The organism is Actinophytocola oryzae (genome assembly GCF_004364325.1).
GTDB lineage: Bacteria > Actinomycetota > Actinomycetes > Mycobacteriales > Pseudonocardiaceae > Actinophytocola > Actinophytocola oryzae.
The window spans coordinates 280,409-298,615 of sequence record NZ_SOCP01000002.1; the positions used below are offsets into that span (position 1 = coordinate 280,409).

16 protein-coding genes are annotated in these 18,207 nt (G+C 70.6%); 4 read left to right on the forward strand and 12 right to left on the reverse strand.

Annotation, left to right across the window (positions count from 1 at the left end):
- Nucleotides 1-157 precede the first annotated feature (157 nt).
- Nucleotides 158-1,297: a phosphatidylinositol-specific phospholipase C1-like protein gene (locus tag CLV71_RS05015; protein ID WP_243866232.1), complete on the reverse strand. Its 1,140-nt coding sequence runs from the start codon at nt 1,295-1,297 to the stop codon at nt 158-160.
- Nucleotides 1,298-1,585: 288 nt separating this feature from the next.
- Between CLV71_RS05015 and CLV71_RS05020 the strand changes: the two genes are divergently transcribed.
- Nucleotides 1,586-2,044: a TetR family transcriptional regulator C-terminal domain-containing protein gene (locus tag CLV71_RS05020; RefSeq protein ID WP_208297393.1), complete on the forward strand. Its 459-nt coding sequence runs from the start codon at nt 1,586-1,588 to the stop codon at nt 2,042-2,044.
- Between the two features lie 367 nt (nt 2,045-2,411).
- On the opposite strand, the gene CLV71_RS05025 is transcribed toward CLV71_RS05020, so the two are convergent.
- Nucleotides 2,412-5,189 carry an AfsR/SARP family transcriptional regulator gene (locus CLV71_RS05025; protein ID WP_243866233.1) on the reverse strand — a complete coding sequence of 926 codons (2,778 nt, stop codon included), beginning with the start codon at nt 5,187-5,189 and terminating at the stop codon, nt 2,412-2,414.
- Between the two features lie 146 nt (nt 5,190-5,335).
- On the opposite strand from CLV71_RS05025, the gene CLV71_RS05030 reads away from it, so the two are divergent.
- Together CLV71_RS05030 and CLV71_RS05035 are read left to right on the forward strand one after the other, a co-directional pair.
- Complete coding sequence (locus tag CLV71_RS05030; protein WP_243866234.1) at nt 5,336-5,863, forward strand: RICIN domain-containing protein; 528 nt, start codon at nt 5,336-5,338, stop codon at nt 5,861-5,863.
- A 37-nt stretch (nt 5,864-5,900) separates the two neighbouring features.
- A complete protein-coding gene (locus tag CLV71_RS05035) occupies nt 5,901-6,410 on the forward strand; it encodes an RICIN domain-containing protein (RefSeq protein WP_133901418.1) in 510 nt (169 codons plus the stop codon).
- 84 nt (nt 6,411-6,494) lie between these two features.
- On the opposite strand, the gene CLV71_RS05040 is transcribed toward CLV71_RS05035, so the two are convergent.
- The 4 genes from CLV71_RS05040 to CLV71_RS05055 all read right to left on the reverse strand — a co-directional run bounded on the left by CLV71_RS05040 (nt 6,495) and on the right by CLV71_RS05055 (nt 11,670).
- On the reverse strand, nt 6,495-7,148 hold the full coding sequence (locus tag CLV71_RS05040) for a DUF4328 domain-containing protein (RefSeq protein WP_166663937.1): 654 nt from the start codon (nt 7,146-7,148) through the stop codon (nt 6,495-6,497).
- Nucleotides 7,149-7,298: 150 nt separating this feature from the next.
- The gene (locus CLV71_RS05045; protein ID WP_133901420.1) at nt 7,299-8,291 is read right to left on the reverse strand and encodes an ArsR/SmtB family transcription factor; all 993 of its coding nucleotides are present in this window, start codon (nt 8,289-8,291) and stop codon (nt 7,299-7,301) included.
- Nucleotides 8,292-8,542: 251 nt separating this feature from the next.
- A complete protein-coding gene (locus CLV71_RS05050; protein ID WP_133901421.1) occupies nt 8,543-9,007 on the reverse strand; it encodes a peptidase inhibitor family I36 protein in 465 nt (154 codons plus the stop codon).
- A complete protein-coding gene (locus tag CLV71_RS05055) occupies nt 9,004-11,670 on the reverse strand; it encodes a substrate-binding domain-containing protein (protein WP_133901422.1) in 2,667 nt (888 codons plus the stop codon). The genes CLV71_RS05050 and CLV71_RS05055 overlap by 4 nt, the downstream gene beginning before the upstream one ends.
- A 267-nt stretch (nt 11,671-11,937) precedes the next feature.
- Here CLV71_RS05055 and CLV71_RS05060 point away from each other — a divergent pair, with 267 nt between their 5' ends.
- Nucleotides 11,938-12,747 carry a PrsW family glutamic-type intramembrane protease gene (locus CLV71_RS05060; RefSeq protein ID WP_133901423.1) on the forward strand — a complete coding sequence of 270 codons (810 nt, stop codon included), beginning with the start codon at nt 11,938-11,940 and terminating at the stop codon, nt 12,745-12,747.
- 52 nt (nt 12,748-12,799) lie between these two features.
- Here the strand turns inward: CLV71_RS05060 and CLV71_RS05065 are convergent, their stop codons facing one another.
- From CLV71_RS05065 to CLV71_RS05085, 6 genes are all read right to left on the reverse strand, one after another.
- The gene (locus CLV71_RS05065; RefSeq protein WP_133901424.1) at nt 12,800-13,195 is read right to left on the reverse strand and encodes a histone-like nucleoid-structuring protein Lsr2; all 396 of its coding nucleotides are present in this window, start codon (nt 13,193-13,195) and stop codon (nt 12,800-12,802) included.
- Between the two features lie 430 nt (nt 13,196-13,625).
- Entirely contained in the window at nt 13,626-13,988 is a 363-nt protein-coding gene (locus CLV71_RS47480) for a hypothetical protein (RefSeq protein ID WP_166663938.1), read from the reverse strand.
- Nucleotides 13,985-14,359, reverse strand: a complete 375-nt coding sequence (locus tag CLV71_RS47485; protein ID WP_166663939.1) for a hypothetical protein — start codon at nt 14,357-14,359, stop codon at nt 13,985-13,987. The genes CLV71_RS47480 and CLV71_RS47485 overlap by 4 nt, the downstream gene beginning before the upstream one ends.
- 10 nt (nt 14,360-14,369) lie before the next feature.
- Nucleotides 14,370-14,948, reverse strand: coding sequence for a TetR/AcrR family transcriptional regulator (locus CLV71_RS05075; protein ID WP_133901425.1), 579 nt, complete (start codon nt 14,946-14,948; stop codon nt 14,370-14,372).
- A gap of 9 nt (nt 14,949-14,957) precedes the next feature.
- Nucleotides 14,958-16,376, reverse strand: coding sequence for an MFS transporter (locus CLV71_RS05080; protein ID WP_133901426.1), 1,419 nt, complete (start codon nt 16,374-16,376; stop codon nt 14,958-14,960).
- Nucleotides 16,377-17,239: 863 nt separating this feature from the next.
- Entirely contained in the window at nt 17,240-18,187 is a 948-nt protein-coding gene (locus tag CLV71_RS05085; protein WP_133901427.1) for a helix-turn-helix transcriptional regulator, read from the reverse strand.
- Nucleotides 18,188-18,207: the final 20 nt, after the last annotated feature.

Consider the following 18,207-nt stretch of genomic DNA (forward strand, 5'->3'; position numbering starts at 1 on the left):
AAGGCGTCCTTCGTAGCGCCCGGTGCACTGAAGGCGTCCTTCGGAACGGCCGGCGTTAGGAAGGCGTCCTTCAGTGCACCGGGAGGCACCCGCACAACAGAAGTGGCGCCGGTCCCCGTCGGGAGACCGGCGCCACCTCGGCGTGACCCCTGTCAGATCAGCGCCTTGGCCTGGCTGGTTTTGGTTCTATCGCGGAGCTTCTGCACACGCTCACCGTCAGGACCGGGTTGCACCTGGCGACGGTCCCACCGGGTATCGCCACGTAGTACGGACTGCCCCACCTGTTCGCCAGCCCGGGTGCCGGATAGTCGGTGCTCACCCACTGCGCACCACTGGCCAGCGCGGCATCCCGGTCGGTCGTGTCGTTCGCCCGCGCCTGCAGGGTGTCCGCGTCAGCGCGGGTGCGCACCAGGTAACCCTGGCGGACCAGGTTCGTGATCTCCGCGGGACCGCCCGCGTCCCAGACGTACCGCTTCAGGAACGCCGCGTCCGGCTGGCCCGGCGTGCTCTGCGAGAACATGAGCCTGCCTTCGAGGCTGGGGTTGCCCGCCACGTAGGCGTTGCGGTACTTGGTGTCGAAGTCCTTCTGGTCCATCAGGAACATGACCTTGCCGCGTGACGAGCCGATCGTCGGCCAGCCGTCGGTCTTGATCGACTGCTCCAGCGTCTTGCCCGGCTTGCGGACATCGTCGGGCGTGATGATCCGGTTGCGCGGGAACACCGACAGCAGCTCGTTCTCCAGGCTGACCATCCTGGCCTTGGTCCACTCGACTGGCACGACGGTCCCGGGCACGACTTCGGTGGTTCCGGGGTACCACAGTGGATCGTCGTTGAACTCCAGCAGGATGGCGATCGGCATGTGTGACGGATGACTGTCCGACCAGGACTTCACCCCGCGGAGGCAGGAGACGAGAGTGAGGCACCTGGAGTAGTAGTCGACGTCCTGGGCGTGCAGAACCTTGGTACCGGGCTGTGCCATGGCCGGCTCGTAGGCACCGAGACCGGCCAGCTGGCGCAGCAGCGGGTTGGCGAACAGGCCACCGTCCGGGTCGGCCCACACGTCGAACTCGACCTGCCGGACGTTCTGCGAGCTCAGCTGCTCCGCGAGGGGGGACGCGGTGAACTCGAACTCGTGCTCGTTGTCGGGCGCCTGCTGGATGCGGATCGCCTTCTCCGCGGCCGACACCTCGAGGTGGTAGCTGTTGTGGCTGCCGATCGCCTGGATCTGGTTGAGCCGCGTGGCGTCGCTACGGGGGTTGTCGTAGCCATGAGCCGGGGACGAACCAGCGTTCGCCACCGCGGGAATCGTGATCGACAACGCTATGGCTAAGGCACCGACCCCTGCCTTTCCGCGCCATCCGAATCGTAATCGCATCTGCCACCTCCGCTGAGACCGCACCGCCACCGTCCGATGGTGCGTGTAGATATCTTTGGCGCAGTCGCTCATCGTCCGGTAACCGCGGACCCATCCACCGACCACGGCCGCGGTGACGTGGCCGGGAGGGCGGTCCCGGCTCGACGGAGGCGGAGGAAGCCGACGGCCAGGCGCGTCGTGGCGAGGACGAGGCCTGCGGCGGTGATGGCCGTGAGTATCAGTGCCCGGCTGGCCGACCGGGTCGCGGCAGGAACGGCCGACGAGCAGCCGATCTCGGCGATCGTGCTCGACGGTGTGCTGGAACTACTGCCCCTGGACGACGAACGACGCGGCGAGTACCGCGTCACCCGCGTGTTCCGCGGCCGGTCGCTGGACAACCCCGCGCTCGCCGAGGTCGCCGCCGCCACCGCGGCGGACATCCGAACCCAGCTGGCCACCGCCGTCCGCAACGGCGAGGAGTGCGGCGAGGTCGTCGCGGGCACCGACGCCGACCTGGCCGCGACCCGCCTGGCGGCACTCGTCGACGGCTTGGCCGACCAGCTCTACGACAACCCGGCCCGCCGGGTGGGCCACCGGGAACTGCCCGCCGCGGCGACGACGATCCTGCGCGAGTGCCTGGCAGCCACGTTCACCGGCCAGTGCCACCACTACCGCACGGAGAAGTCCTGAAGGGGCTTCGCGTCAGGACGTGGCGTGAGCCGCGCGGTCGGCTGCTCGACCGACTGCCCGCCGCGGCTGCCCGGATCCCGCACCCCTGCTCGTCCTCGTCGCGGCCGGCGGCGAGTACCACGCCTGCCGCCGTGCGCGCGCCGAGTCGTGACGACGTGTCCACCTCAGTCACGATCCCTCCCCGGTTCGCCACCGTGACCTCACGCGCGTCACGACCTCGGAAGGGGCGCACGGTCCTGCCGTGCTCGAACACCGACCAGGCCGGCTGTCACTCGGCCGCACCACCCATCGGGTTACCTGCGAACAGCGCGTCACTACGGCAGCGCGACCTGCCGGACCGCGACGCGTCGACAGAGCCCGGACGGCGTCACCTCGTGGGGCGCGGGTCGAGCTTGTCGAGTTCGTGCTGGATCCAGGTCGCGTCGTCGTCGCGGTGTTGTTCCCGGTACAGCCGCAGGGCTTCCCGCCATGCCGCGCAGGCCTGCTCGGTCTGTCCGAGGGCGGCGCGTGGGTGGCCGAGGTCGGCCAGGGTGTTGGCGATCTCGTAGGCATGGCCGAAGTCGCGGTACAGGATGAGCGCGTGCTGGTAGTGGTCGATGGCCTGGTGGTGGTGGCCGCTGTGGTGCTCGATGTAGCCGAGGCTGTCCAGGGTGGTCGCCTCGCCCATGGTGTTGCGGTGGCGCCGATGCAGCGCGAGGGCGGCCTGGCAGTGGTCGCGGGCGGTGTCGTAGTCGCCGACGCGTGCGGCGCTCCAGCCCACGTTGTTGAGCGCGCGTGCCGTCCACTTCGGCACGTCGGAGGTCCGGTAGCGGTCCAGGGCGTGGCGGGCGTGGTCGAGGGCCCGCCGCTCGTCTCCGCGAAGCTCCCAGGCCCACGCGAGCGCGTCGTGCGTGTGGGCCTGTTCCAGGAGGTCCTGGTGGTGTTCGGCGAGGGCGACGGCCTTGTGCAGGTGGTCGAAGGCGTTGTCGTGGTCGCCCAGGTTGGCGTAGGCGCGGCCGAGATGGCGGTGGGTGTAGGTGAAGGCGGTGGGGTCGGGCAGGTGGGCGGCGGCGTCGGCGGCGGCCCTGCACACGGTGACGTGGTCGTGGCGGTGCCCGCGCCGGTAGTGGAAGGTGTACAGGCTCGCGGCCAGGGAGCAGACAGTGAGGTGCCACAGGTGAGCGGCGGCGGTCTGTTGGGCGGCGAGCAGGCAGGCGTGCTCGGTGTCGAACCAGGCCCACGCGGCCGGGGGATCCGGCAGGAAGTGGGGACGGGCACCCGAGGTGGGTGGCTCGAACGGTGTGGGGTCGCGGTGCGGGTTGAGGAGTCGGTCCGCTGCGTTGGCGGTGTCGGCGTAGAAGTCGAGAACACGCCGAAGCGCCGTTTCCCTCGCGTGGGGGAGCAGTGTGGCCGCGGTGCTGGTGGCGTAGTCACGGACGAGCGCGTGCATGCCGTAGCGACCACCGGAACCGCGATCGACCAGGGATGCCTCGACCAGGACCCGCAACACGGCGTGTGTCTCGCGTTCGGGTAGTCCGGTGAGCGCGGCCGCGGCGGGCAGACCGGTGTCCGGGCCGGGCGCGATGCCCAGCAGCGCGAACACCTCGCGGTGCCGGTCGGTGAGGTGGTGCAGGGACCACGACAGCACCGCGGGCAGGCTGGCGGTGTGGTCGTCGGAGTCCAGGGCGTCGAGGCCGAGAGCCCGCAGGTCGGCGACGACGTCTCGCAGGGGCAGGTGCGGGTTGGTGGCGGCGCGGGCGGTGATCACCCCGAGCGCGAGGGGGAAACCACCGCACAGCTCGACCAGCTCCGCGATCGCGGACGGGTCGGCGTCGACCCGGTCGGCCCCCAGCGCGGTGGCCAGCAGGGTGCGGGCCTCGGGGTTGGAGAGAGCATCGAGGTGGACCGGGAAGGCGCCGTGGCGGGCGGCGAGCCCGCCCAGCTGGTTGCGGCTGGTCACCACGACCATGCAGTGGGCGCCGCCGGGGAGCAGCGGGATGACCTGCTCGGTGGACACGGCGTTGTCCAGCACCACCAGCATCCGTCTCCCGGCCATCAGGCTGCGGTACAGCTCGGCGCGGGCGTCCAGACCGGCCGGCTGGCGGTCGCGGTCGACGCCGAGCGCGTGGAGAAAACCGCCGAGCACGTCGGCCGGAGGTGCCGGCTGCTCGGCGGGGCTGAAGCCGCGCAGGTCGGTGAACAACTGCCCGTCGGCGAACCGGTCGACATTGTCGTGGGCCCAGCGCACCGCGAGCCACGTCTTGCCGATGCCGCCGGTGCCGCCGATCGCGGAGACGACCATCGTCCCGCCCTGGCGGTCGGCGGCATCGGCGACCGTGGTGAGGAAGGAGAGTTCGGCCTCGCGCCCGGTGAACGCCCGAGGCGCCGCGGGCAGCTGCCGGGGGATCGGCGCTCCCGCTGCCCGATCGCCGGTGACCGACGTGGAAGTGGTTGCCAGGACTGCCTGATGGGCGGCACGAAGCTCCGGACCGGGGTCGGTGCCCAACTCGTCGGCCAGCCGCTGCCGGACGGCGGTGTAGCGGTCGAGAGCCTCGGCACCTCGTCCGGTCGCGTGCAGCGCCAGGATGAGCAGGGCTTCGATTGGCTCGACCAGTGGGTACTCGGCGGCGAGGTCGGGTAGAAACGCGGTCACCGCGGCGGGATGGCCCAGCCGGAGTTCGGTCTGTGCCCAGAGCATCACCGCGTCCAGCCGTCGCTGGTGCCAGCTGTCCCGGACCTGCGTGACCCATGCCCCGGAAAGGCCGCACAGGGGCTCCCCCCGCCATAGACCGAGAGCCTCGGTGAGCGCGGCGAGCCGGACACCGTCGTCGCGGCGGTCGTCGTGGCCCTGGTCGACCAGACGTCGGAACCGGTGCAGGTCAACGAGATCCGGATCGATGTCCAGCACGTAGCCCGCGGGTCTGCGCTCGAGGCACACCGAGGGCCCCAGCAACCGCCGGATCCTGCTCAGGTGCGAGTACAACACGGCACGGGGGTTCGCGGGGAGCCTGTCGTCCCAGACCCGGTTGACGAGGGTGTCGATGGCGACCGGCCTGCGCGCGTCGACGACCAGTGCGGCCAGAACCGCCTGCTGCCGCGGCGTTCCCGCTTCCAGCGACCGGCCTGCCGACCACACTTCCAGTTCGCCGAAAAGCCGGAGCTCCACCTGTCCCCCAATGGTGATCGAACGAACAGGATTCGATCCTGACCTGCCACGCAAGGTCGCCGCAAGGTTACCGAGCAGGCTGCCACGCGATGGTTCAAGGCGCTGGGCCGAACGGCTCGGCGGGAATGACGTCAAAGGAGGAAGCAATGCGTGTGCGTACCGTTGTTTCGTTGCTCGCCGGCGTGCTCTTGGCAACGGCATTCGCAGCAACGCCCGCGCAGGCGGCACCGTCCGTGGCCGCGTCGTTCGGCCCCTACGAACTCAGGAACAATTCCAGTCACCACTGCGCGGACATCGCCAACGGCTCGATCCAGGACGGCGCCAGGGCGCAGACCTGGGACTGCTACGGCGGAACACCGGAGCGGTGGACGCTGGTGGAGACCAGCGTCATCAACGGCGTGCACTACTACGAGATCGTCAACGTCAACAGCGGCAAGTGCCTCGACGTGCCGAACGGCAGCAAGGACTGGGGTGTGGAACTGCACCAGTGGACGTGCTGGTCGGGCGACATGCAGCAGTGGATGCTCTACAACGCGGGCGGCAACGCCTGGTTCATCAAGAACATGAGAAGCGGTCTCTGCCTGGACGCCAGGGACTTCGGTCTTCCTGGCGCCTCCCTGCAGCAGTGGGACTGCAACTGGGGGGCGATACAGGCCTGGACCCACACGCCGTGAGCAGCCCCGTCGACGCGATACGGAGAAGGAGAACGCGATGAACGTCCGCGCGGCGATCCGAACGCTCGTGATCGCCGTCCCGCTCCTGCTCGGGGCGACGACGGCCCAGGCAACGACCTCCGTGAGTCCCACCGACGCGACGGGCCTCACCGTCGCCGCACCCGACAGTGTCCTCCAGGTCTCCGAAGTCAGGTCGTTCCGGAACCAGGCCACCGTGCAGTGCGTCGACGAGAGCTACGACCACGGCTTGCGTGCCTTCCCGTGCAACGGCCTCGGCTTCCAGCAGTGGAACGTCACGGTGTGGTCCGACGCCACCCGTGAACTGAGGAACGTTGCCACCGGACGGTGCGTGGACCACAGTTTCGACTACGGGCTCCGCGCCATCCCGTGCAACGGTCTGGGCTTCCAGCGCTGGATCCAGACGCCGATGCCCAACGGTGGTGTCATGCTGCAGAACCAGGCCACTCACTGGTGCGTCGACGACAGTGCCCAGTACGGGCTGCGCGCGCTTTCGTGCAACGGCCTTTCCTTCCAGACCTGGTTCTGATCCACCGCACCGTCGGAACCCGGGCCATCTCCTCGATGCCGTACCGCGGACGCGGCCCCGGATCGAGGGGATGGCCCGCGTTCGTCAGGTCGCCTGCCGGGGTGTGGTGTGTTCCATGGTGATGCGGGGCGTGGACTGCCATTCGGTGATCTGGCGGACCACCCGGATCAGCAGGACACCGGCCACGAGCACGAGGCCCGTGCTGATGGTCGAGTAGACCGCGACCGTCTCGAAGTATCCGAGGGTCACGTCGCCGGAGCTGTTCTGGATGCGCAGGAAGTACAGCACCACGTAGTTGGCTACGAGGGCCAGCCACCAGGCGCGGACGAGCGGGCTCAGGGGGAGTGGGTCGACCTGGAGTTGGTCGGTCGGCACGTCGGGGCGGCTGGTCCGCCAGATGTCGTCGACGATGCGACGGGGGAACCACAGGTTCACGATCGGGCAGAACCAGCCGCCGATGGTCCAGCCGCGGCCCAGGCGGTGGTGAACACCCGACAGGCGCTCGGAGTTCACGCGGGCGCGCCACAACCAGGTCAGGAACACGGCCGCCGACGCGACCAGGGCGAGCACGCTCAGCCAGAGCGCGGTGGTGGTGGCGTCGTCCGCGGCGTAGAGGTCGCTGTCGGTGACCCCCGGCACGCCCGCGACGAAGTCGGCGACGACGGAGTGCGTGTTCCATGCCGCCCATGTCGCGTACAGGTCGACGGCGCAGACGACCGCGATGAGCACGGACGCCACCGTGGCGAGGGTCCGGACAGGCGTGAGCCCAGGTGGTGTGTGCACGGATCGCTCCGGAATGATCAACTGTTTCAGGTTTTCCCACACCTGCGGGAAAATTTCGGGACGTGCGGTGAAACACCTTGGTATGACACACGTTCCTCGCGGTGGTCAGGACGCGTCGGAGGTGAGGACCCGCAGCCCCAGCGGAGTGATGAGGTGCGTGGCGAAGTTCTCGTGGCGGTCGGTCGTGATGAGTCCCGCGTTCCGCAGGACGCTCGTGTGATGGCTGATGGTGGCGGGTGCGACGCCGGTCTGCCTCGCCAGTCCGGTGGTCGTGCCACCGTCGATGACCGATCGCAGGATCGAGGCCCTGGTGTTCCCCAGCAGCGCGCTCACGTGGTCGCCGCCGCGGCGCCCGGCCAGCAGGCGTGACTCGGTTCGGATCGGGCACACCAGGACCGGGCGCTGCAGCGGGTCCGCGAGCGCCACCGGGTGATGCAGGCAGAAGTAGCCGGGAATCAGCACCAGGCCGCGGCCGTCGAGGTACAGGTCGCGGTCGAGCGGGTACTCGACCGTCAGGAGCGGCGGCTGCCAGGCCGTGGGTGGCCCGAGCCACCGCAGCAGCCCCTCGGCGCCGGTCCGCAGGTAGCTCTGGATCCCCTCGGCGCAGTGGGCACGCAGCGCGTCCTGGATGGTGCGCAGGTGCGGTTCGATCAGGGCCGCGAAGTACACGTGCAGGGCCCGCCGCAGATGTCGCAGTGCTGTCGACTTCCCTCGGGCGAGCTCGCCGAGCCAGCGTGCCTGCGCGGCCCCGGCAGGCCGGAGCAGGCCGACCTCCTCGCTCAGGCGGGGCCGCGGCGTCGAGAGAACCGTCTCCACCCCCGTCTCGAGGTCGGGCGCGTCCGTTGCGGGAGTGAGGAAGTCGGGGAAGTAGGCGGCGTGCGGCGCCATCGCCACCAGCGCGGCCACCGCCGCCCGCAGGTCGCCGTCCCGGCTGAGCCGCTCACGGACCTGGCGCCGCCACGGGTCGAAGGACAGTCCGCCGTCGGCGTGCTGGAGGACCTGGACACTGCTGACGATCTCCCACATGAGGTCGATCTCCAGGTGCAACCGCGTGCGCGCGAGGTCCGCGTCGGTGAAGTGGATGCGCAAGTGCGGCATGTCGTCTCCCTCACCCTCGTCGACACCGGCCAGCACATCAGCTCGCCACGTTGTCCAACAGCGGGTGCGGTGCGTGGACAACTCCACGGAACGCACGCCCGAACGACAACGAGCCGCCGTCGCCGGCCGACCGGGCACCCCCGTCACCGGCCGCTCGCCACACCCGAAAACCGCACCCACCTGCACGAGCGACGAGGGTCGTCACGACTTGTGTCCATTGTGGCCGATGTCGGACGACCCTCCCGGCCCGGTCAGAAGCACGAGTCTCCGGTGACCCACCTGTGGGAGCGGATCTTCACACCGGGCACCCCGGAGTACGCGTCGCCCTGTGAGATCAGGTACGCGCCGCCAGGTACACCGGAGTAGTTGGCCCCCGGATACAGGCACACGCCGCTGTAGGACGTGCTGGTCCCGTGGTTGTACACGGCCATCACAGGACTGGACGACGACCACGAGCACGTGACCGGACTGACCTGCCAGTCGTTGTCGGAGTTCGTCCAGCTGCAGCGGTTCCGACTGCCGTCGCTTACCGGCCACACGCACAGGTCACCGGCAGGGCACGACAGGGCCAGCGGCGAGACCTCGCGCCCCGGGGTTGCCGGTGAGCCGACCTGCACGTCAGGTCCCGAGGAGACGCCGGGTTCCGCCGCCGCGGTCCCCAGCAGCGACACCAGCGCCACGGCAGCGCTGAAAAGCACGGAAAGCGTTCTCTTCATGGTTCTCCCAACGGAATCGGTAAGCGGTAGACGCACACTCTGCCCCGCCCGCCGCGCGCTGGGCCCGTCGTTCGAACCCGCTCGAAACGCCTGTCACTCCGTGCTGGACGAGGACCGGGCACGGATCCGCCCCCGCCGGTGGCGGACCGGAGCGGAAGCTCGGCGACGAGGGTGGTGCCCGCCCCGGCCGGGCTGTGGACGGTGAAGGTGCCGCCGAGGGCCTCCACGCGGTCGGTGAGGCCGATCAGGCCGCTGCCGCCCTCGCGGTCGGCGCCGCCGTGGCCGTCGTCCGTGACCGTGAGGTGCAGGTGGTCGTCCTGGTGGTGGAGTCTGACGTGGACGGTCGTGGCGTCGGCGTGTTTGGCGGTGTTGGCGAGTGCCTCGGAGACGACGTAGTAGGCGGCGACCTCGACCGTTTCCGGAAGTCTCGCGGGGAGGTCGAGGTCGAGCTCGACCGGCAGGGCGGCGCGGCGGGCGAGTGACCTCAGCGCGGGACGCAGTCCACCCGAGGTGAGGATGGCCGGGTGGATGCCGCGCGACAGCTCGCGGAGTTCGTCGAGCACCGCGGTCAGGTCGTCGGCCACACGGCCGACCCGCGCACCGGTGTCGGGGTGGTCGTCGGTCTCGGTCTGGACGGCGCGGAGGTCGAGGACGAGGGCGACGAGGTGTTGTTGGATGCCGTCGTGGAGGTTGCGTTCGATGCGGCGGCGTTCCTGGTCCGCGGCGGTGACGATCCTGGCGCGTGAGGCGGCGAGCTCGGCGCGGTTGTGCTGGAGCGAGCCGGCCATGGTGTTGAAACCGCGCTGTAGGGCGCCGATCTCGCCGGGGCCGCCGTCGGGGAGGCGCGCGTCCAGATCGCCGTCCGCGATGTGGCCCGCCATGGCCGCGGCACGTCGGACAGGTCGTGCGATGACCACCGTCAGGTAGCCACCGAAGGCGGCGATGAGCAGTACCGAGGCGGCGAGGCCCGTCGCGGCGGCCACCGTGGCGCGGCGGTCGGCGCCGTCGGCGCTGTCCTGGCGGCCCGAGGTGAGGGTGGTCTCGGTGGTGAGGAACTCGTCGAAGTCGGCGCGGATGCCGTCCAGGCGCTGCTCGCCCTCCTCGGTGACCTGCTCGGTGCTCGCCGCGGCCCGGTCGTGTCGGGCCAGGGCGAGCAGGGGGACGGAGTAGTCGTCCAGGTAGGAGTCGATCGCGGTGGCGATGCGGCCGACGGTGTTGCGCTGGTCGGGGTTGTCCGCGACGAGCCGGGTCAGCTGGTCGAGCTGTCCGGGAATGGCGGCCCGTGCGGCACGCCATGGCGTGAGCAGGTTGTCCGCGCCGGTGATGACGTAGCCGCGCAACCCGGTCTCCAGGTCGACGACGCGCCGCTCGGTCTGGCTGGCGACGACGAGCACCTCCTCGTCACGCTGTGCCTGCCGCTGCAGGTCGCGGAGCCGCGCGGTGGAGCTCAGCATGACCACGAACGCGCCCGCGACCACGACCCCCAGCGCCACGCTGGCCGCGACCAGCCGGAACGCGAGTCCCCCGGTTCGCTTCACGTCGCGGCCCGCCGCCCTCGGCCGATAATGGCGGGGTGGACGCTGGCGATTGGCCGCGCACAGGTTCGCGAGCGCGGCGGTCGAGCAGACGGACCCGGCGCTGACGTAGCCGTCGGACACCGGCTTCGCCACGTTCGCCTTCGTGATGACGGTCGGGTCGGCCAGGTACGACTGGACCGAGCGGCCGGTCGTCGGGTCCTTCGTCGACGCGGGCGCGGTCGGCTTCTGACCGTCGAGGATCTGGGCCGCCAGCCTGATCGCCACGTCGGCCTCACCAGCGACGGGCTTGTAGATGGTGAAGGCCTGCGTGCCGGCCATGACGTTGTCGAGGCCGCCCGCCGTGGCGTCCTGGCCGGACACCGCGACCTTGCCCGCGAGCCCCTGTGCCGTCAGCACGTTGATGACCGACTGCGCCATGGTGTCGTTGGCGACCATGACCGCGTTGAGGTCGGGGTGCTGGCCGAGCATCGTGGTGAACACGGTCTGCGCGGTGGCGGCGTCCCAGTTGCCGCTCTGGTCGGCGAGCCTGGTCCAGCCGGGCTGCTTGGACAGCACCGAGTTGTAGCCCTGCGCGAACAGGGTGGCGTTGTTGTCGGTGGCCGCGCCGTCGATCTCGACGTAGTTCACGGTGGACTTGCCCTTGACCTGCGGGGCCTGGGTCAGCGCGGTCCCCTGGTCCTCGCCGACCTTCACGTTGTCGTAGGACACGTAGTACGAGGCGGTGCCCCCGGCCGTGAGCCGGTCGTAGTCGATCGTGACGACATCGTGCTGCTGTGCGAGTGCCTCGATGGCCTTGCCGGAGCCCGAGTCCAGGTTCACCACGAGCAGGACGCCGACGCCCGCGTTGATGAGTGCCTGGGCCTGCGACTGCTGGGTGGTCGCACTGCCGTTGGCGTTGTCGATGTAGCAGGTCAGCTTGCGTGCGGCGCACTGCTTCTTCAGCTCGGTGGGATCGGCGGACACCCAGCGTGGTGAGGACGCCGTGTCCGGCAGCAGCACCCCCACCTTCGTGTTCGCGGGCGCCGTGCCTGCCGAGGAGTCGCCGCTGCCGCAGGCCGCCAGTCCCGCGCCCATCACGACCGCGATGCCGGCCAGGGCCATGGCCTTTCGGGATGTTGTGAGCATAGGTGCGTCCCTCCTGGTCGTCGGACGGAGACGGCACGCGCGTCCCGTTCGCATGACCCAGGGTGTGCTCGGACACGGCGTGTGTCTGCGCAGGAGGCCCCCATCCTCACTACCGGCTAGCAGGAACCGCCGGTACCGGACAACCGCCACGTCGTGCGCCGCTTCAGCGCCGTCACGGCCGGCCGGACGTCCCACGAAGGTGTCGCGGAGTTGTGGCCGGGTCGGGGGACCGGTGAGATCCGGGAGGACCGGAAGGGAGTGGTGGGCATGGTGCGCCGGTGGCTGTGGGTGGTCGTGCTGGTCGTGTGCGGGCTGTTGTTCGGCGCGGTGTGGTGGGTGCTGAGGGAGACCGGGAACCCGAACCTGGTGCCCGCGCTGATCCTGCTCGGTTCCGCCGTCATCCCGCTGACGTTCGTCACGTTCGTCGCCGGGCAGCGGGTCGGGTTCGGGGTCGGTGCGGGCACGGTCGGGACGGTCGTGCTGGTGGGCGGCGTGGTCGGCGTCGTGCTGGCGGGCCTGGTGGAGTACGACACGGTCAGGGGCCTTGGCGCGCTGCCGATGGTCGGGGTCGGGTTGATCGAGGAGGCCGCCAAGCTGACCGCACCGGTGGCGGTGCTGCTGGTGCTGGTGGTGCTGCGTCGCCGCCGCGCACCGGCCGACGGGCTGCTGCTCGGGGTCGCGGCGGGTGCGGGGTTCGCGGTGCTGGAGACCATGGGCTACGCGCTGGTCGTGCTGGTCGAGTCCAGTGGCTCGCTGGACGCGTTGGACGACGTGTTGCTGATGCGGGGTGCGATGAGCCCGGCCGCGCACATGGCCTGGACCGGCATCACCGCCGCCGCGTTGTGGGCGGCGGCAGGCCGGGGGTGGAAGGGATGGTCATGGCTGTGGTTCGTCGGTGGGTTCGCCGTCGCCGTCGCCCTGCATGCCACGTGGGACAGCGCGAACAGCACCTGGGTCTATGTCGTCCTCGGCGCTGTCAGCCTGGGCATCCTGCTCACCGCCACCATTCTCTTCCACCCCAGGACCGGGCGCGCCAGGCGGCCGGTCCAGCCCACGTTCGCCGTCGGTCCGGCCTGACCACCGGTCACCCGCCACACCTCACCTTCGCGGACAGGCCGGACGGACTCGTTCAGGGGGCGGTGACCTTCGCCCGTCGCTTGCGGGTCGTGGTCGTGGCCTCGGCCTGTGCGGTCTCGAACGCCTCGATCAGGCTGGCCGGGATACGGCCGCGGTTGGACACCTCGTGGCCGTTGCGGCGAGCCCACTCCCGGATAGCCTGTGCCTGCTCGTGGCTGGCGGTGGTCGCGCCGACGGGCTTCACCCCCGCACCGGTCCTGAGCCGCCCGCCGGTGCGCCGGGCGTGGGTGACGAAGTCCTGGACGCTTTCACGGAGGTTGCTCGCGTTGGCCTCGGACAGGTCGATCTCGTAGGTGACCCCGTCCAGGCCGAAGGTCACCGTGCTGATGTCCGTTGTCTGGCTGCCGTCGAGGTCGTCGACCAACTGCACGATCGTCTGCTGAGCCACGGGCGGGATCTTCCCTTCATCGGAACTGGGGTCTGGTCGGGTGGGTCCATTCCGGATCCGGACCGAGGCGAGCGTATCGCATGCATGAGCGAAAGCTCCATGCGTGTCCGCTCGGACTTCACCACGCGCCGCCCGGTGCGACCAGTGGTCCGCGGTCGATGTCCACAAAGGACGATCGAATCGGGGGAATCGCGCTCGACGAGGACTGGGCGGCCACCGTCGTCGGCCTTCTGTCGCCGCCGACGCCCGAGAGCCACCGAGCCGGCCGTCACCGTCGAGCCGGTGTCCCGGCGCGGCCGGGTGGATCGCGGGCGGGGTCCTCGTCGTCCTCGCGCTCGGCGCCATCAGCCGCTACCGCGAGCACGACGTTCCACTGTGGATCGAGGGCGCGAGCCTCGAGGACTTCGCCGCGGGTGTCGAGAACCCCCGTCTACGCGATCGTCCTCGACCTGCTCGGCAACATCGTGCTCAGCTCCACCGGCCTGCGGGAGCGACTGTCGGGTGGCTTCCGCACGGAGTTCTTCATCAGGACCGGGCTCGTCCTGCTCGGTGCGTCGATCAACCTCTCGGTCCTGGTCAACGCCGCAGGCCCGGCGATCGCGCAGGCGTTGTTGCCGATCACCCCATTGTTCGCGTTCACCTGGTGGCTCGCGGGCCGGCTCGGGCTCGACCAGAAGATCCGCGCGCGTGTCGATCCGTGGTGTGAGTGCCGCCATCGCGCCGCGCGTGCGCTCGCGGGCGAGGACACGCTGCAGATCGCCGCGATCGTGAAGACCCCCCAGAACGCGCTCATCGGTTTCGTCGCAGTGGGGTTGGTCGGCCGCCTACTTCACCTGCCGGGTGGAGCGGCGCACCGCGACCGAAGACGATCGAGCTGTGGCACCGGTTCCCGACGCTCGTGCTCGGCTTCATCGCGGCGACGGTCCTCGTCGACTCGGTCGGCGCGGCCGACGCCAGGGACACCATCGCGGTGGCGAACGACCTGCGGACCTGGTCCCTGATCGTCGCGTTCGTGAGCATCGGCCTGGAGTTCCGGCCGTCGTCGCCGCGTGAGGCGGGCTGGCGGCCCATCGGCGTGTTCGCGGCGGCGACGGTGTTCGACCTGGCCCTGGCGCTGGGCACCGCGAGCGTGTTGTTCGCGAACGTGGCGGTGTGGAGCGGCAACGGACTCGGGTCACGGACAGGGCGTGATGAGCGCCTGGAGCAGCGGGCCGAACGCGGCGACGATCTCGTCGGCGGTGAGCGCGGTGACACCGGGGAGTTTCACCGCGCGGCGGACGGCGCCGAGGCCGGTCAGGTGTGCGCAGATCATCGCGGTGCGCAGGGGTACGTCCTGGCCGGCGAGCCGTGCGGCGAGCGGCTCGGCGAAGTGCTGCTGGAACGTCTCGGCGAAGTGGGTGCCGTTGGGGCGGCACGCGGCCATGACCGCGCGGAGGAACGGGTCGGACTCGGCGTGGTCGTGGAGGTCGAGGAGGGTGCGGACGAGGTGCTCGCCGAGGTGCTCGGTGTCGCGGTCCAGCAGCGCGGTCGCCTCCGTCTCGAAGGAGACGGCCTCGGCGAACAGGTTTTCCTTGCTGCCGAAGTACTTCACGATCAGCGCGGCACTGACGCCGCTGTCCTGGGCGATCTCGCGCAGCCCGACCTCGGCGAACTCGCCGTGCGTGAACCGCCTCCGCGCGGCCTTCAGGATCGCCTGCCGGGTGCCGCCCGTCGCGACGGGCGGTGCGTGTCGTGGCGAGGCGTCCGTGACCATGGCGGGAGCCTACTGAACGACCAGGTCAGCGCCCGCGACGACGCGGTCGCTCGCGCGCACGGTGACGCGTGCGCCGCGCCGGAGCACCGTGGTGACCACCAGTGCGAGTCCCGCCGCGCCGAGGCTCGCCGCGGCCGCCATCCAGAACGTCACCTGGAACCCGGTGGCCGAGGGCACGACGGCGCCGTCGACCCGGGTGGTGTACGCGGCGAGGAGCGTGCCGCCGATCGCCGCGCACGTGCTGGTGCCGACCGTGCGCAGGAGCGAGTTCAGGCTGTTCGCCGACGCCGTCTCGGTCTCGGGCACCCAGGCCATGATCAGCGTCGGCATCGCGGAGAAGCACAGCGCGGTCCCGACGGACAGCACCATCAGCACGACCATCAGCAGCGGGATGTTCCCCGGCAGGAGCGCCAGCGCCACGTTGCCGCCGAGCATCACGAGCGCGCCGACCAGCAGCGTCACGTGTGCGCCCCGCCGCGCCGACAGCTTGGCCGAGAGGGGCGAGAAGAACAGCATCCCGAGCCCCATCGGCACCATGCACAGCCCGGCGACCATCACGGACACGCCGAAGCCGTAGCCGGTCGCAGTCGCCGCCTGGAGCAGCAGGGGCGTCATCATGAAGCTCGCGAACATGCCGACGCCGACCAGGATCGTCGCCGTGTTCGTCAGGAGCACCACCGGGCGTGTGGAGGTGCGCAGGTCCACCAGCGGCTGCCGCACCCGCGACTGGTAGACCGCCCACAGGGCCAGTACCGCCGCCGACCCGCCGAACAGTCCGAGGGTGGCGGCGCTGCCCCAGCCCCACGTGCCGCCCTGCGAGACGGCCAGCAGCAGGCTCACCAGTCCGGCGCCGAGCCCCAGCGCGCCGAGGACGTCGAACCGGCCGCCGGAGCGCACCGGCGACTCCGGCACGAAGACCAGCACGAGCGTGAACACCAGCAGCGACGCGGCGGTCGCCGCCCAGAACACCGCGTGCCAGTTCATGAGCTGGGCGATCACCCCGGCCAGCGGCATCCCGATGGCGCCACCGACACCGAGCGTCGAGCTCATCGTCGCGGTGCCGGCCATGACCCGGTCCTCGGGCAGCTCGTCCTTGAGGATGCTGATCCCCAGCGGCAGCACGCCGAACGCGGCGCCCTGCAGCATCCTGGCGCAGAAGAGCGTCGCGAACGACCAGCTGAGCGCACCCAGCAACGAGCCGACCGACATGATCGCCAGCGCGATGGCCAGCATCCGCCGCTTGCCGAACATGTCGCCGAGGCGTCCGCACACCGGCGCGCACACGGCCCCGGACAGCATGGTCACCGTGAGCAGCCAGGACGCCGCGCCCTGCGAGAGGTGCAAGGTGTGCGAGACGTCCGGCAGCAGCGGTGCCACCAGGGTGTGCATCAGGGACACGGTGACACCGCACCCACAGAGCACGATCATGAGCCGACTGGAATGAGCCGTCCTGGACGGTGAACCATTGTTCACCCCTGGAGTAAACCGTCGTTTACCCGACTGAGTCAATCGACTGTGACGGGTGTCCGTCCCGGTCGTGCCCAGGTGCGGGGAGCCCGTCGTCCAGGGCGACCATGCCGCCGTGGAACTGTGGATCATGCGCGAGGGCCGGTTCGATCCGCCGCCGGCGCGCCGCATCGTCGACGAGAAACGCGCCGGACCCGTGGCACGTCAAGGACTGAGCAGGACCTAGCATGGCCTGTTGCCCACCTTCGGCGCAGGCGACGCCGAGACGGTCGAGCGGCGCTGCGCACCGGGCGTCGGCCTCCAGGCGGCCAACACCCGACGCCACAACGCATTCACCAACCACACCTGCTCAACCACCCGAACAGCGCCGTAGGCCTGCGCAGCACCCTGCTGATCGTGCCGGGCGACGCGGTGTCGTCCTTCGTGGAACGACACGAGCTGATCCTGGCCGCGTTGCCGGACGTGCTGGTAGGGCGTGCGCGCGGCAGCCCTACCGTTCCTGGCGGCTCCTCCGCCACCGACGCACTCGGCGCGAGCATGGGCTTCGTGCCGCGTGACTCCCCGGGGTGGTGCGATCGGCCAGAACGGCCTGGACGTCGCCGTCCGCCCGGCCGAGAAACGCCGCGGCCAGCTGTCGGGTCTGCTCGGCCCGTGCGAAGGCAGGCGGGCAACCCGGCGACGGTCGACCGCGACGGCAGGCGCTACCCGTCGGTGACCACCGCGCAGCTCTACGGAAGCTGGGGGAGAGCCGGCGGGTGCCCGAGGAACCCCCGACGGCACGGAGCCAGTGGCGGGCGATGCGCAACCATCGGTTGGCCCAGGGCTCAGGCGCGGGCGTAGCGTTCCGCGAGGACCTGTAGCAGTGGCCGTAGCTCGGCAGGTGACTCGACGGTGAAGTCCATGTCCAGCATGCCGATGTAGGCCGCGACCGTGTCCAGCGAGTCGGCGCCGGTGATCAGGACCGAGGTGGTGTCGTCGACCGCCTCGACCACGCCGACCGTCGGGTTGATCCGGTCGATCACGGCCTGGGCGGGGGCGTCGACGCGCAGGCGCGCGTGCACCTGCCAGCCGCTGGACGCGACGCGGCGCATGGTGAAGGTCGTGTAGTCGTCGTCGGGCAGGGGAGTGGGCGCGAACCGGCGGTGGGTGCGCATGCGTGGCGTGATCCAGTCGGCGCGGTAGACGTCCCACTCGCCGCCGGACGGGTCGCGGGCCACGAGGAACCAGCGCCGCTGCCAGGCGAGCAGGCGGTAGGGCTCGACGAGCCGCGAGGTGTCCTGGTAGTCGAAGCGGAACCACTCGACGTCGTGGATCGCCGTGGCGATGGTGCGCAGCACGGCGGGGTCGACCTCGGGGTCCGGGGCGTCGGTGCCGATGTTCTCCGGTGCGTGGTCGACGACCGACGCCAGCGCCTCCACCGTCGGCCGCAGGCGCGGCGGCAGGACCTGTTCGAGCTTGGCCAGTGCGCGGGCGCTGGAGGTCTCGAGCCCGGCGATCCCCTTGCCCGCACGCAGTCCGATCGCCACGGCCACCGCCTCCTCGTCGTCCAGGAGCAGCGGCGGGAGCTTGCCGCCCGCCCCGAGCCGGTATCCGCCCGTCGCGCCACGGGTGGCCTCGACGGGGTAGTCGAGGGCGCGGAGGCGCTCCACGTCGTTGCGGATGGTGCGGGTCGTGACGCCGAGCCGTTCGGCCAGTTCGGCACCGCTCCACGACGGCCGCGACTGGAACAGCCCGAGAAGCGCGAGGAGCCGCGCGGATGTGTCCGCGGTCACTGCGACTGCCCTCCTCAAAT

Excerpts from the sequence above, each read along its gene's own strand:
- CLV71_RS05035 (WP_133901418.1), top strand. The coding sequence starts at position 5,901 with ATGAACGTCCGCGCGGCGATCCGAACGCTCGTGATCGCCGTCCCGCTC.
- CLV71_RS05045 (WP_133901420.1), bottom strand. The coding sequence starts at position 8,291 with ATGCCGCACTTGCGCATCCACTTCACCGACGCGGACCTCGCGCGCACG.
- CLV71_RS05050 (WP_133901421.1), bottom strand. The coding sequence starts at position 9,007 with ATGAAGAGAACGCTTTCCGTGCTTTTCAGCGCTGCCGTGGCGCTGGTG.
- CLV71_RS05060 (WP_133901423.1), top strand. The coding sequence starts at position 11,938 with ATGGTGCGCCGGTGGCTGTGGGTGGTCGTGCTGGTCGTGTGCGGGCTG.
- CLV71_RS05055 (WP_133901422.1), bottom strand. The coding sequence starts at position 11,670 with ATGCTCACAACATCCCGAAAGGCCATGGCCCTGGCCGGCATCGCGGTC.
- CLV71_RS05075 (WP_133901425.1), bottom strand. The coding sequence starts at position 14,948 with ATGGTCACGGACGCCTCGCCACGACACGCACCGCCCGTCGCGACGGGC.
- CLV71_RS05030 (WP_243866234.1), top strand. The coding sequence starts at position 5,336 with ATGCGTGTGCGTACCGTTGTTTCGTTGCTCGCCGGCGTGCTCTTGGCA.
- CLV71_RS05080 (WP_133901426.1), bottom strand. The coding sequence starts at position 16,376 with ATGATCGTGCTCTGTGGGTGCGGTGTCACCGTGTCCCTGATGCACACC.
- CLV71_RS47480 (WP_166663938.1), bottom strand. The coding sequence starts at position 13,988 with ATGAGCGCGTTCTGGGGGGTCTTCACGATCGCGGCGATCTGCAGCGTG.